Below are 14,005 nucleotides of genomic sequence, written 5' to 3'. Positions count from 1 at the left end.
GTTAAAGTCGCGGGTTTGGAAACGCTCCGAAACATAGCGGAACGGGAATCCGCTAATTCGACTTTTTCGGCATGGAAAAGGGCCTGAATTCCAAATTAACGGAACCCTGTTCCTTTATTATACGGAAATCCTCCGGTTTCGGGTAAATAGCGGAAGCTCGTTCCGCTATTCCTCCCCATTCACGGGGATTCGTGCGCGCGAATTACGCTGCTGCTGATTTTTCAACCGATAAAGCACTCGTCGAAATGATTTCCCCGAATACCGGCGGTCATCCTTATCTTCCCTCGGCCAAAGAGTGCAACCGGGCTTTTATAAAATCGTAACCGGGCTTGTCTCCCTTCTTCGCGTAAAATCTCAACCCGTCGACACCCTTTAACAGCTGGTAGCACAGTAGCCGCTTGTCAAAGTGCGGAATCGGCTGCCCCTTCTCCTCCCAGGCTTCGCGGAGGCGCTGCGGAAATTGCAGTTGGGGAACCCATAAGTGCAGCACCGCCGCATCGAACATAAAATCCCCATACATTGCCATTTCCCAATCTACGATGCCCGTTATCCCTTGACCGTCGGACAGCATGTTGCCGAGGTGGAAATCGCCGTGTACCAAATACCGCTCCCGCGGCGCATATTGGGCAAGATCGATCATGATCCCGTACATCTCCTCGAACAAATCCCGCTCCAGAAATCCATTTTCGAAAAGCGACGTCCAGCCTTCGTAAAATCCTTCCTGCTCTTCCTTAAAGGTAGAAGCGAGAAATTCCGTCCAACTCGCAAAGGAGGCTTCTCCCGATGGCGATATCCACCCATACCCCGCGGAATTGTCGACGCCTATCCGATTCATGGCGCCAAACCGTTCGATCAATTCGGGAATCAATCGACCGATCTCCTCTTTAGGCAAGGTGATAATCGGCTTGCCCTGCACTTTCTCCGTAATGGAATAATGCAACTGACCGCGCGTGCCAACCTCTGCGACCCTCGGAACAGGCAGTTCTCGGGCGTAACGATCGTAGATCCATTTCGCTTTATCCAGACTATCCCTGCTGCTCTTGAAATGGATAACGAGCTCTTGGTCGCCTTTGCGGTAACTGAAAACTCTGCTGAGCTCCCCCATCTCGATCGGAGTTATATCGGAAATGTCGCCCGTTTCTATTTCTTGCAAATATTGCTTCGCCGACTCGATACTCATCTCCGGCTTGAATGATTTCACGCGAATTTCCCCCTTTGCGCAGGAGCTTGTTTCGTATAAGTGTACCACAAGCCGATTCTTCAATTTATAGTAAAGTACATCTATAGTCGTTTTCGCCAATGCTCCAACTCGGGTCGCATGATCCGCCGACTTATCCGAAGAAAAGAGCCGCGTGCGGTTCGATACCGTAATAAGACGACTCAATCGCCCCGGGAGCCGCTCGCGCCGACGAACGGACGCCAAGCCTTCGCTAGTCGTAAACGAATAGGACAACGACTTCTTGTCGATCCGCTTCATTTGGCATGCCGATTGCTTCCATGCAGCCCGTCAGGACGTATTGGGTCCCTTTCGCATTGCCGCGGGCGGCATCCCTTTTGTCCATCTTCACGCAAGTCGTTTCCGATTTCCCCTTTGTTTTGCCTCCAAACTTATCCCTGGAATCATCGTAGCTGTAATGAATGCTCTTCCCGTCAAAATGCAGATCGCTAATGATAGCGTCTCCTTCTTTGGTGTAGCTTGTTATTCTCAGCTTGCTGTCCTTGGATTGATCTGCGTCCTTTATGAATTGCGTTATTTTTTCCATGTTGAGAGGCCCATCCGGCGTTCCTTCTATAAGATCGCCATTTTTCTTGGCTTCCTGCAACGTATAGTTATTGCAGGCGGTCAACACTGCAAGAACCAACAGACATGCCATGACCCGCGCTACAGTCCCGGACATTCTCCCCAACCCCCAATACCGCCAATTTTACTACTAAGTAGACGTATGGAATTTGTGTAAAGTTCCGCCATTTCGAGATGTCGTTTCTTGCCAACGTCAGCTATGCGATATGCATGTCGGGAATTTCCGTATCGATAATCGGATTTTCCGTTTATACTGAAACAAGAAAAAATGCGGGAGATGATAAAATGAGTCATTTCGGCACGGTGGGCGCCTTATGGCGTTACCCGGTCAAATCGTTGCTGGGGGAGTCCTGCCGGCATCTCAAGTTCGACACGCGCGGCGCTGAGGGCGATCGGTTGTATGCGGTATATGACGCGAAGGGCAAATTCGGCAGCGGCAAGACGACTCGCCGGTTCCAGAAAATCGACGGTCTGTTCGAATTTCGGTCGTATTACCGGGACGACGTGCTTACGGTCGTTTTCCCCGATGGAACGGAACGCGCCGGGCCGGATTCCGACACGGATGCGGCGATGTCGGAGGTGCTTGGGCAGCCCGTAGCACTGACGCGCGAGGCCGACATCTCTCATTTCGATGCCGGGCCGGTCCATATCGTTACGAGCGCGGCTCTCGCCGCACTTCGCCTAGCCTTGCCCGGCATGCAGATCGACGAGCGCCGGTTCCGCCCCAACCTGCTGCTCGACGTAGCCGGCAGCGAGCCGTCGGAGCACGGTTGGGTTGGCCGGCGGCTGCGCATCGGCGACCGAGTAACGCTGGAGATCGTCGAGACGACCGAACGATGCGGCATGACCACTTTTGCCCAGGCCGAGCTGAGACGCGAGCCGCGTTTGCTGAAGCATTTATCCGATACTTACGGGCTGTGCTTGGGCGTTTATGCCAATGTTATTCAGGGTGGAGAAGTATCGCTTTCCGATTCCGTAGAAATGCTCTAAGCGGTTTTTCCCGCCCTCACAAGAAGCTGCACAGGAGGCCGAGGCCCCGACCCGACTTCAATTTCCAGCCTATTAGATGGAGCTAAGGGAGTCGGCAGCGCTATCCACTCTTCGCTCTCCAGCGAATAGATGGAAAACATGAAACTGTTGAAAAAGTCTGCACAGAGAGGAAGCGCCGGAGACAAGAGGTGGGGGAATGCGCTCCACATCCGTTAAAATCGTGTTGTTTATATGATTTTAGCGGTTACAACACGATTTTAAAGTCAACCGCTTCGCTTTCCGCACATTTCCCCCACCTCTTTTTGTATGACAATTCTCTCTTTTTGACTTTTTCAACAACCTGAAAACATGCAGGTAATCGCGGCACTATCGGCCGGAGAGTGCTTTTAACTGGAAAACTAGCAGTTATTTCATCGCTATACCGGGAAAAGCACCTATGCGGCAAAAATAACGGCATGTTTTCCATCTATCGGACCAGAACCGGGCTGTCCCCCGAAAATAAATGCAAGTTTTCCATTTATAACCGTTACGCCGACTTTACCAAAGCCAACTTGATCGGTAGAACTAATCGTTCTCCATGCGATTCAACAGTCGCAAGTCAACCTGCACTCCAGCTCGCTAGCATGCCTCTGGCCATCTCCATATCCGCCTCTTTCCCGGTAATCAGGGCAAACTTGGCGACCAGCGCCGGATAAGCGGCCCACTGCTCGGCGATATGCTCCTGCATGCGGGGCCATACTTTGCCCCCGAACTTCTCGTAGCGACGGAGCAAATCCCGGAGACCTTCCTCGCCGAATAGAGCGAAGAAAATGACAAAATCTTTGCCCGGATCGGCGCACTCCGCTTCCGTCCAATCGATCAGCCCCGTCACCCGCCTTGTCTCGTCCACGAGAATGTGAGGCGGGTGCAAATCGCCATGATTCAGCGTCGAATGACCGGGCCAGTACGAGTCTGTGGACAGCCAAACCTGCCAACGCTCATGCAGCTTGTCGGGAATCGCAAAGCTGCCCTTGATCTCTTCGATATTGGCGGAAAATGCCTCGCGGGCCTCCTTCGGACTTTTCACGCGAAGTCCCGCCTCGGAGGCCGCTCCGGGATCGACGTTATGCAGCGACGCGAGCGTCTCGGCGAGCGAATCGAAGAACAGCTCCGGCAGCGATTGCTGCTCGTACTGCCACGCGTATCCGCCTCCCGCCGGATCTACCGTCGCAATCGGCCGCCCGCTCAGCAAGGGATAGGCGATAAGCTCGGGAGTAAAAATACGCCAGTCCGGCACGTGAACCGAGAGCTTCTCCCGAACGAGAGACAGCACCTTGCGTTCGTTCTCCGCTCTCTCCCATACGTCTGAGCGCCTCGGCTTGCGCAGCACCCATGCTTTGCCGGCGTCGTCCGTTGCGAAGGCAACGACAAAATCCATCCCCGATTCGTTTAATTCCACTTGTCCGGGGTTTACGTTCAAACCGTTTTGACCGGCGGCGGATACCATTTCATCTATAAGTTGTTGACGTTCGTTTGAATGCGGCGTAGTCATAAGGAACAACACTCCTTTTTATTAAATTGAAAAAACACAGACGGATGGCCGCCTGTGTGATCGCAATCGAAAAAGGAATGCACGAACGAATGGTCCGCCCGTGCGCAAAGGAAGACGGCTCTCCCCGAATGTCGACGGAGAACGCCCTCTCACTCACCTGACACAAGCAGGAGTATACGTGCATAGACAGACCTATCCCGATTGCTCCGCACAGGCAGAGCCGAACAGCAAGCTGCAATTAGTTGCATTGCTTTCTCAATCGGGCATAATCTACCACACGTAACCCTCCATTCCGAAATGAATATGTAAAAGCTTAACATAGGTCGGCCTTGATTTCAATGTTTCCAATATTCCTTGACAGGAATATTCTGTAAATTGTATACTTTGACCAATAACCGACGAGAACAAATGGAGGGATCTAACCATGTTTGAATCGAAAGCATCCAACACTACAACGTCCATCAAAGACCGGGAGCTCCTCGTTACCCGTGCTTTCGCCACGCCGCGCGAGCTTGTGTACAAAGCGTGGACGGATCCCGAGCATTTGCCCCATTGGTGGGGACCGAGAGGATTTACGGTTACCGTCCTGGAGATAGACGTAAGGCCGGGCGGCGTATGGCATTACATCATGCACGGTCCGGACGGCACCGATTACGATAATAAAATCACCTATCGCGAGGTCGTCCGTCCCGAGCGTCTCGTCTATTCCCACGGCGGGGACGGAGACGACGAGCACTTCCATGTGACCGTGACGTTCGAGGAGAAGGACGGTCAAACCGAGCTTAAGATGCGGACGCTGTTCAAATCGGCGGAAGAGCTGGAGCGAGCGGCCAACGAGTACGGAGCGATCGAAGGAGCCAAATCGACGCTCGATCGACTGGAGGAACGGCTGGCCGAGCTGGCCCGCTGACGCGTATGAGAGAAGGCCGCCGAATGCCCCGGCGGCCTCTTTCTCATGCCGGACCCGGTGTTTTACCGGTTGTACGTCGCTTTCTTTTTCCGAAACAGGACAAACAATACAGCCAGTGCGACAAGGGCAATAAAGACATATACAATGTTGGAGTATACATCCATGTAGGCCACGATCGTTTCCCAGGAAGAGCCTACCGCCGCGCCGATGCTGATGAGAATGATATTCCAGATCAGGGATCCCGCAGTCGTCAAAAGCATGAATAATCCGAAGTTCATGCGGGTGCTGCCTGCCGGAATGGAGATCAGGCTGCGGAGCAGCGGTACGAGCCTGCAAAGAAATACGGTCCAAACCCCATACTTGGCAAACCAATTGTAAGCTTTACGCACGTCGGCCTCGGTCAGACGCAAAATCCGGCCCCACTTGCCTATGAATCGTTCCATTCTCTTAACATCTATCCAATACCCGATCCCATATAAGACGACCGCCCCGACTATGGATCCGATTGTCGAAGCTATAACTACGCCCGCAATGCTCAGATCGGAATAGGTGGTCATAAAGCCTCCGAACGTCAAAATGACTTCCGATGGAATCGGCGGGAACAAATTCTCAAGTGCAATTAAGAGGAAGACGCCCATATAGCCGAACTCGTTCATCATGTCTGTAATCCATTTTTCCATCTGCAACACTCCGCTCGATATCCGAATTTTTAAGACAAATGGCTATTCAATTTCCGATAAACCCATACATCCAACACTTTATAGATGAAGAACAGCATAATGAACGCAGCGCCGTAAGCGGCCAGTATCGACTCTACAATCATCGTGAGCAGCGAATGGGAGAACAGGAGCCCGTCCAGCAGCTCGAGCAAGAGCAGCAGAACAAAAGCGACCGCGGCCCAGCCCAATAAATAATGATGGGCATGCAAATCGAACAGGGAGGTATGCTTCGATAAAGAGAGCAGCTCCTTTACTTTGAATTGCGAGATAGCCTCCGCAGTCGCTTGCTCCTTCGTTTTCCCTTGGCTCATCAAATCCTGCGTATAGTCTTCCAAATAATTGCGCAGCTCCATCTTGTCCTCATCGTTCATCGCCAGCTGTTCGACATAGGCCTGGATGTCATTATGTTTCCGGTACATCGCATTGATTCGAATATGGCCGACGTAATTGGCGCCGCTCCATAATACCGCCAATCCGAACGATGCACCGTAACCGACGGACAACCAGAGCGTTTTGTCCGGGCTGTCCATACGATCCCAGTAAACGAACGCGCCGCACAGGACGATGGACAGAACGAGCAGCCAGTAATACTTGATATCGTTTAAGCTGAAGGCTTTATTCCACCATTTCATCTTGGCTCAGTCCCCTTAAATAAATCGGTTGACGATTTCGTACGTTTGCCGCCAATCTTGTATGTACCTCTCCAACAGCGTTCTTCCCTCGTCCGTGATCGAATAATATTTCCGCCTTCCTCCGTGGGTCTGATCCCCCCAGTAGGAAGCGACTGCGCGCTGCTTCTCCAGACGCTTCAACGATAAGTACAACGTCGCTTCCTGCAGCTCGAACGATCCCGCTGTCCTCTCCTTGATCGCCTTCGAAATTTCGTACCCGTAATTATCGTTTTCCTTAATGACCGAGAGGATCAGAAGGTCAACGGTCCCTTTTAACATCTCCGCATTCAATCGATGCATCCCCGCCTTGAAAGTACTTAACTATTTTAGGTACATAACCATAATAGGGTAAAGTACTTAAAAATGCAAGGTACTTTTTTTTGCGATAAGCTCATTCGTTTTGACAGCGCTCTTCGACAGCATCTTTACCTGAGTTCTTGTAGGATGGAACGTACAACCCCATTCATCTAGCTATTCCATAAAGGAGGCCGTATCGTGGAACACCAATTGGAAATCGCCGCCGACCGTCCGCTGCCGCCGCTGCCTTCCCATCTCGCCCAGGAAGTCCAGGAAGCGCCAAAGAAACCGAAGCTCTCGATGAAAATGCTGCACGAGCTCATACTCGAGCTTCACCGGGAGAACCGCAAGCTTGCCGAACGTTTGGATGCGTTGGAAGACAGGTTGTCCGAACAGTCTGCCGCCCGCAGGGAGGCAGCGGCCACGACGGAAATGCCCGAACTGTCGCTTTTGCCGAAATCCGGAGCCGATAACCCCAAGCCGGAATGGACAAGCGTTGCGGTTACCTCGCTTGCGCTCGGGCACCGCTTCGATGCGCCGAAGCCCATTCTTCCTCCACGCTCCGAGCGGCATCCGGCGCAGAAAAAGACGTTTTGGAGCCTATTCCAGCCCAAGGTCCGCACCCGCGAAATTGAGGATTAATGGCCGGCCGTATTATCCAAAAAAGCGCAGAGGACTGCCGAAAGGCAGCCCTCTGCGCTAATGCATGTATGGACCGTCATGGCCTGTACCAGACGGGAACAACGCTTCGGAAGCCGCGATGGTCCTCCAGTACGACCCCGATGCGTTCCAGCATCGAATCGAGCTGCTCCGGTACGACCTGAAGCGTCCATGTAACCGAAGGGAACACGATCAACGCCGTATACAGCGCGTATAGCTTCCAGAACGAATCGGGAACTTGTCCGTCGAAGTAGCCGTAAATTTGTCCGATGGAGAAAGGAACGCTCGCTTCCCTGCCGAAATACGCCACCTTCAAAAAATCGTGGTAAGGATCGCCCCAATCGTAGCGGTTATAATCGATAGCTCCCGCGTAGCGGCGATTGTGGACGAGCAGGTTGCTCGGATGGAAATCGTCGTGCTGGAACCGGTTCGGGCGGTCGGTCATCAGCGCCGAATGTTCGTCGATGAACGCTATGATCGCAGCCTCCTCGGAAAGCTTGACGCCGCAGCCGCGATAGTCGGCATATTGCCGGTTATGCTTGGCCGCTCGATGAATATGCCAAGGAGGCAGATCGGCAGGCGCCTCGATCTCGTGCATAAGCCGCAGCTCGCGACCGGCTTGCTCGCCGATGAGGTACTGCTCATCCGACGTCAAGGCGGGCAGCACGTCCGCTGCATCCTCGCCTTCCACATAGCGTAGAATCATATAGCAAATGTCCATCGGTTCGATCGTTCCGAACAAAATCGGCTCGGAGGTCAGCACCCCGGTCTCATAGACGCGGCGAATAATATCGAATTCGCCTCGCTTTCGCTCCATATGCCGCAAAGCGGCAGTTCGCAGCACGTAGGCCGGCCGATCGCCGCCGCTTTCGTATAGAAAATACTTGCCGTCGGCCGAAAACCCCCGATGAATCGGACGAACGTCGGTTGCATGCCGCATGGCCGGGATATGCTGCCGAACTTGAACCAAATCCATTTCCGTATTCCCCCTTATCCCGTGCGCAGCCGTCCGAAGGCATCACTCGCGGGTCGTATACTCGGGAGCGGCGGCGCGAACGTTCCGTGCATGGTCCCATCATCTTAGCACAGCACCCCGATATGCGGGAATCGGAAAGCTTGGTTGAAACGGAAGTTTCATCCGGACTTTCGTCAGCGGTTAATCGATTCGAAGCGCTGAATCCGTTTGCCCGTCTTGGTAGATGACGAGCTTTTCCGCTTGCGAGCCCGCTTCGGCGACGAACTCGATTTCGACCGGAAGATTGCGGACAAAGAAACGCGTTGCCGAGTAAGGATACAGCTCAAACCGAACTTGCCCGGTTATTTGCAAATAAAGCCTGTCTCCGCTCTCTATCGTTATGGAAGCGGTCATTTCGGCTGCGGAATCGAACCGGTAATTTCCGGCGTATTGCCCGTATACCGCCGTATCGATATTCGCCGCCTTCTTGTCCGGAGCACGCTCGGGAATCTCGAACGGCTCGCCGAACAATATATGCTCCGCCGCTTCCAAGACCGCTTGCTCGTATTCGATCTGCTGCTCCATATTTCCAAAGTAGATGAGCGTCATGTCCCGGTCGATATACCTTTTCATGGAAGTCGCATAACCGGGCCAGCCTCCATTATGACTGACGACTCTTCCTCTGTCGTTCGTCTGCTCCAGGATCCAGCCGAAGCCGTAATGGAAAGTGTCTCCGTTGTTCAATCGTACTGGCGTAAAGACTTGCTCCAGCGCCTGCTTGCCGACGAAGCTTCCCTCATGCAAAGCGCGGTCGAATGTGAATAGGTCATCCAAATTCGAATTTACCGTCCCGTCTCCCTGGATTCCGTCGAGAAATACGACATAATCCGTTTCCGGCATCCGATCCGGCAGCTCGTGGCGGCCGGTATGGGGATCGTAGACATACCCATAGGCATAATCGGCAATATGCGCAGGGCGGTGCCTTCTGTTGTGTATGCGGGTGCTGTCCATGCCGAGCGGGCGGAACAAACTGTCCCTCAAATAGTCGTGGAAAGGCTGCCCCGCCACTCTTTCCGCGATGATGGCGAGCAGCACATAGCCCGTATTGCTATATGCCCAGCTCTCGTTCGGCACAAAGTAGGCCGGGGGGCGATGCTCGGTCAGCATCCGCAAAACGTCCCCATTGTCGGCGATCTTCGACCGGTCCCCATGCTCGAACAGCAGTCCCATATAATCGGGCAAGCCGGACGTGTGGCACAGCAGATGCCTGATCGTAACGCCCGGGTAAGGGAAATCCGGAATCCAACGCTCCACGCCGTCCTCATAGCTCAGCTTGCCTTGCTCGTTCAACAAAACGATGCCCATAGCCGTGAACGGCTTGGACAATGAAGCCAGCTCGAACACCGATCCCGTCGTCAGCTTCCTCCCGTCGGCCAAGTCGGCGACTCCGAAAGCCGACTTATACAAGATTTCGCCGCCCTGTGCGGCCAGTACCGCGCCATTCATATGTCCTTTGTCCGCCAAAGCTTCGAACAGCTCCTGCAATTGCCGCCGTTTCGCTTTCATAACATCGGCTCCTTATATTTAGCGTAATTAATAGTTAAGTTTTCTAACCTATTTGACGAAAAAGTAAGCCGGATCGCGCCCTTCTAAGACCGCTTACCTGACGCCCAGCTCCTTCTCGACGATTCCTTTCAGCTTCAACATGATGTTCTTCAGCAGTACCGCCTCTTCGAAGTCGAGCTTCGTGTAAAACCGTTCGACGATGCTCCGCTCCACCTGCTCGTGCTTGGCAAAATAGGCATCCCCGCGTTCGCCCGAGAGCACGAATATTTCCCGCCGGTTCTGCAAATTGATTTCCCGCTTCACGTAGCCGCCCTTCTCCAGCTTGCCGATAATTTGGCTGACCGCGCTCGAGGATACCTGCATCAACTCGGCGATTTCGCTGACCGTCAGCTTGCCGCGCTTGTGAACCCATTCCAGAATGATCGCTTGCTTGGTCGTGATCTCGTCGTCGAGAAGGGACCGGTATTCCTGCAGCAGCAGCGTGTTGATCTCGTAGTTGGCCTCGTTCATTTCTTTGACGCAGGCGATTAGCTCCTCATTCCGATTGTCCATCCGATTCTATTCACAACCTTAACAGTTTAGTCGACTAATCTAATTATAACATACGATCGGTACTTCGAAAAGTGCCGACTTCCTAATGAATTCGATAAAGTCTGCAAAGAGAGGTGGCTGGGAAGACAAGGTGCGGGGGAATGCGCTCCACTTCCGTTAAAATCGAGTTGCCCCCGCACCTTTTGGATGTTTGCTCTCATTTTCCAAGGACGATTCAGCGAACAATATCCAGATGGCATTCGCCGCCGAACGCGAAACGTTAAAACTTCCGGTCCAAAAACGCTTTTGCCGACAAAATGTCCTCCTGAAAGCTGCTCCACGCACACTCGAGGGAAATGCGGCCGTCATAGTCCGCCCGCCGGATACAGTCGACGAAAGCGTCGTAAGGGTAATCTCCCTTTCCGGGGGCGGCGCGATTGTCCGATACGTGGACATGGTGCAGAAGCTCCCGATGCGCGACCATATGCTCCAACGGCTCGTTCTCTTTCTGCATATGGTAAAAATCCGCCAGCACGCGTATCGATTTGCGGTTCGCTTCCTTGGCGAAGCGTACCGCTTCGGGAACGCTGGTGATAATGTTGCATTCCGTCGTATTCAGCGGTTCGATCGCCACCGTAATATGCAACGGATCCGCAATATCGGCGATCCATTCGAGGAATCGGGCGATCTGCTCTTCCGCTTTGGCCCGGGGAAATCCTTCCGGCACCATTCTGGCTTTCCCGCTGCCGAATACGACGATTTCCCCGCCGACCGTCTTGACCCGCTCCAGCGCTTTGGACAAATACCGGCGGACGCGGTCTTCATCGACGTTCTCGCCCACGACCTTCAGATCGCCTGGCAGCAGAACGTTGAAGGCCTCCGCCGGAACCGGGCTTTCGAGAAACCGGGACAAGATGTCGCGCACCGCCGCATCGCTCTCCTCCGGCTGCAAGGAAACTACCGTACATTCGATAAAATCATAACCCGCCGCGCGGACGACGGGCGCCTGCTCGATTTTTGCGCAAACTCCGAATTTCACGACTCACCACTCCTTTTAAGCGAATCCTTCCTGCTTTAAAGTATAGATCAAAGCCGTGGGCGTATCTATGTATACGCTTACCTGTTTTTTTGTACAATCCGGTTATCGGCTTGCCGCTCTAATGACATCTGGGCTGCGGGCAAAATGAATGAACCGGACTTCACTACTGCTGAACGTAAGTTCAGTAGGACGAAATCCGGTTCACTGATGTCTGAATCGTGCCAAATGCGATGCCAATGCCGCCGCCGACGGCTATCCGAGGTCTGCCAGCACCGTACGAGCATGGTATGGGGCGAACGAAAAAACTACCACAGCATAATTCATACAGAAGTGTATGCATCGCATGATCGGTGAAGGCTTGCCGCCTTAGCCGGCCTTCGCGAGAACGCGATCCATAACATAGCGGAACTGGCGTATGCTATTGCCCCGAATAGGAGTGTCGACTGCAAAATAACGGAAAACCATTCCTCTATAACGCGGTTCATCGGTCATATTCGCCCCGAAAGCACAAGATAACGGAAGCCAGTGCCGTTATTTTCAGTAATGTAGCGAAATTCGGGACAATAACGGAATTCAGTGCCGTTATTTTCAGTAGTGTAGCGAAATTCGGGACAATAACGGAATTCAGTGCCGCTATATTCCGTAGTGCAGCGAAATTCGGGACAATAACGGAATTCAGTGCCGCTATACAGGCGCAACGTGTTGCCCACGTTCACCAAAAGGCCTCCAAATTGTATGCGGATTATGCGGTCTTATAAAAAAAAGAGGCCCCGTATCTCTGACCGATTTAGTCAGGAGACGGAGCCTCGCCCGGGAATGAAGTGCCCCTTGGCAGACCCGGAAAAACCTCCGGACTCCCCGGGAGCACCTCTTACTCCGTCGGTGCTTTGGTGCGTTTCAAGAACAATGCCAATATTACGGCTACAACGGCAAAACCGAACCCGATCATGAAGGCGTTATGCACGCCCGCCACCATGGCTTGGGCCTGCTGCGCCGGCAAGGTCGGATCGGAGGAGCCTTCCAGAAAGCCGCGTTGTCCCGCAGACATGATGCCGATAAAGAAGGCGACACCGATCGCCCCGGCGACTTGCTGCAATGTGTTCAAAATCGCCGTGCCGTGCGGATAATAACGCTGCGGCAGCTGGTTCAAGCCGTTCGTCTGTGTCGGCATCATGATCATCGAGATGGCGACCATCATGCAGATATGCAGCACCAGAAACGTAATCTTCGACGTGTCCACCGATACCCGCGTAAAAAACCACATAACGACTACCAGGAACACCGTTCCCGGGATGACGAGAGCCCGCGGACCGAACTTGTCGAACAGCTTGCCCATCAGCGGCGAAATGAGCCCGTTCAGAAGGCTGCCCGGCAGCATCAGCAAGCCCGATGCAAAGACGGTCAGGCCGAGAGCGCCCTGGAACAGAAACGGCAGCAGCGACATCGTCGAGAACAGCGTCATCATCATAATGATAAGCAGCAGCGTAGTCAGAGTGAACATGGGATAACGGAACGCCCGCAGATCCATCAGAGGCTCTTTCACCCTGAGCTGCCGGAGCACGAACAGCAAGAGCGAGATGGTCCCGATGATGACCGTGCCGTACACTTGAGGGCTTGTCCAGCCGCCATGCCCTTCGCCCGAGCTGCTGAAGCCGTACACGATACCGCCGAATCCGATCGTGGACAAAATAATGGACACGACATCCACTTTCGGTTTTGTCGGCTTCGATACGTTCTTCAAATAAAGGAACGCGAACACGATGGAGAAAATCGCAAACGGCAGCACCATGAAAAACAGCCACCGCCAATGCAACGATTCGAGAATGAGACCGGATATCGTCGGGCCGATAGCCGGAGCGAACATAATGACAAGCCCTATCGTTCCCATTGCCGCTCCCCGTTTTTCCGGTGGGTACAGCACGAGAATCGTGTTCATGAGAACCGGCAGCATCAATCCGGTTCCCGCCGCCTGCAGCAAACGGCCGATCAGCAGAACGGAAAATTGCGGCGCGACTCCGCACACGAGCGTTCCGACGGCGAACAACGTCATCGCGCCCAAAAACATTTGCCGCGTCGTAAACCACTGCACCAGCAGAGCGGACGCCGGAACGAGCACGCCGACAACGAGCATATAGCCGGTCGCCAGCCACTGGAGCGTCGGAGCCGTTACCTGCAGCTCGATCATCAATTCGGGAAACGCGATATTCAACAGCGTTTCATTAAGTATCGAGAAAAACGCTCCGATAATAAGCGAAATCATAATCGGCAGCCTTTTGACATCTCCCAGATCGAGAGCTGCCGGTGCGGCTGCCGCGCCAGACGTATTCATGGTTTT

The 14,005-nt window shown here is 53.5% G+C and carries 15 protein-coding genes; 3 read left to right on the top strand and 12 right to left on the bottom strand.

The features are described 5' to 3' along the window. Positions 1-274: 274 nt before the first annotated feature. Complete coding sequence (locus FE784_RS31135) at positions 275-1,201, bottom strand: phosphotransferase family protein (RefSeq protein ID WP_139606172.1); 927 nt, start codon at positions 1,199-1,201, stop codon at positions 275-277. Between the two features lie 229 nt (positions 1,202-1,430). After that, complete coding sequence (locus FE784_RS31130) at positions 1,431-1,898, bottom strand: DUF4362 domain-containing protein (RefSeq protein ID WP_139606171.1); 468 nt, start codon at positions 1,896-1,898, stop codon at positions 1,431-1,433. Between the two features lie 188 nt (positions 1,899-2,086). Here FE784_RS31130 and FE784_RS31125 point away from each other — a divergent pair, with 188 nt between their 5' ends. Further along, on the top strand, positions 2,087-2,791 hold the full coding sequence (locus tag FE784_RS31125; protein WP_176706653.1) for an MOSC domain-containing protein: 705 nt from the start codon (positions 2,087-2,089) through the stop codon (positions 2,789-2,791). A gap of 598 nt (positions 2,792-3,389) precedes the next feature. Here FE784_RS31125 and FE784_RS31120 read toward each other — a convergent pair. Then, complete coding sequence (locus tag FE784_RS31120) at positions 3,390-4,322, bottom strand: macrolide 2'-phosphotransferase (RefSeq protein WP_139606169.1); 933 nt, start codon at positions 4,320-4,322, stop codon at positions 3,390-3,392. 424 nt (positions 4,323-4,746) lie between these two features. Between FE784_RS31120 and FE784_RS31115 the strand changes: the two genes are divergently transcribed. After that, positions 4,747-5,232: an SRPBCC family protein gene (locus FE784_RS31115; protein ID WP_139606168.1), complete on the top strand. Its 486-nt coding sequence runs from the start codon at positions 4,747-4,749 to the stop codon at positions 5,230-5,232. Between the two features lie 62 nt (positions 5,233-5,294). Here FE784_RS31115 and FE784_RS31110 read toward each other — a convergent pair whose 3' ends face one another. The 3 genes from FE784_RS31110 to FE784_RS31100 are packed head-to-tail and all read right to left on the bottom strand — an operon-like array spanning position 5,295 to position 6,922. Then, positions 5,295-5,912, bottom strand: a complete 618-nt coding sequence (locus tag FE784_RS31110; protein ID WP_139606167.1) for a DedA family protein — start codon at positions 5,910-5,912, stop codon at positions 5,295-5,297. A 29-nt stretch (positions 5,913-5,941) separates the two neighbouring features. Beyond that, entirely contained in the window at positions 5,942-6,583 is a 642-nt protein-coding gene (locus FE784_RS31105; protein ID WP_139606166.1) for a hypothetical protein, read from the bottom strand. 15 nt (positions 6,584-6,598) lie between these two features. Next, positions 6,599-6,922, bottom strand: coding sequence for a PadR family transcriptional regulator (locus FE784_RS31100; RefSeq protein WP_246132275.1), 324 nt, complete (start codon positions 6,920-6,922; stop codon positions 6,599-6,601). Positions 6,923-7,117: 195 nt separating this feature from the next. On the opposite strand from FE784_RS31100, the gene FE784_RS31095 reads away from it, so the two are divergent. Next, complete coding sequence (locus FE784_RS31095) at positions 7,118-7,561, top strand: hypothetical protein (RefSeq protein WP_139606164.1); 444 nt, start codon at positions 7,118-7,120, stop codon at positions 7,559-7,561. Positions 7,562-7,637: 76 nt separating this feature from the next. Here the strand turns inward: FE784_RS31095 and FE784_RS31090 are convergent, their stop codons facing one another. The 6 genes from FE784_RS31090 to FE784_RS31065 form a co-directional block, all read right to left on the bottom strand. After that, the gene (locus tag FE784_RS31090; protein WP_139606163.1) at positions 7,638-8,555 is read right to left on the bottom strand and encodes an aminoglycoside phosphotransferase family protein; all 918 of its coding nucleotides are present in this window, start codon (positions 8,553-8,555) and stop codon (positions 7,638-7,640) included. Between the two features lie 180 nt (positions 8,556-8,735). Beyond that, positions 8,736-10,100, bottom strand: a complete 1,365-nt coding sequence (locus FE784_RS31085) for a serine hydrolase (protein WP_139606162.1) — start codon at positions 10,098-10,100, stop codon at positions 8,736-8,738. Positions 10,101-10,193: 93 nt separating this feature from the next. After that, positions 10,194-10,652 carry a MarR family winged helix-turn-helix transcriptional regulator gene (locus FE784_RS31080; protein ID WP_139606161.1) on the bottom strand — a complete coding sequence of 153 codons (459 nt, stop codon included), beginning with the start codon at positions 10,650-10,652 and terminating at the stop codon, positions 10,194-10,196. 259 nt (positions 10,653-10,911) lie between these two features. After that, the gene (locus FE784_RS31075; RefSeq protein ID WP_139606160.1) at positions 10,912-11,670 is read right to left on the bottom strand and encodes a sugar phosphate isomerase/epimerase family protein; all 759 of its coding nucleotides are present in this window, start codon (positions 11,668-11,670) and stop codon (positions 10,912-10,914) included. Between the two features lie 488 nt (positions 11,671-12,158). Next, entirely contained in the window at positions 12,159-12,386 is a 228-nt protein-coding gene (locus FE784_RS31070) for a hypothetical protein (RefSeq protein WP_139606159.1), read from the bottom strand. Between the two features lie 155 nt (positions 12,387-12,541). Continuing rightward, a complete protein-coding gene (locus FE784_RS31065) occupies positions 12,542-13,999 on the bottom strand; it encodes an MDR family MFS transporter (RefSeq protein WP_139606158.1) in 1,458 nt (485 codons plus the stop codon). Between the last annotated feature and the right edge of the window lie 6 nt (positions 14,000-14,005).

The sequence above is a fragment of the Paenibacillus hemerocallicola genome (assembly GCF_006265175.1).
Classification (GTDB): Bacteria; Bacillota; Bacilli; order Paenibacillales; family NBRC-103111; genus Paenibacillus_AB; species Paenibacillus_AB hemerocallicola.
This window is presented reverse-complemented; position numbering and strand designations above follow the sequence as displayed.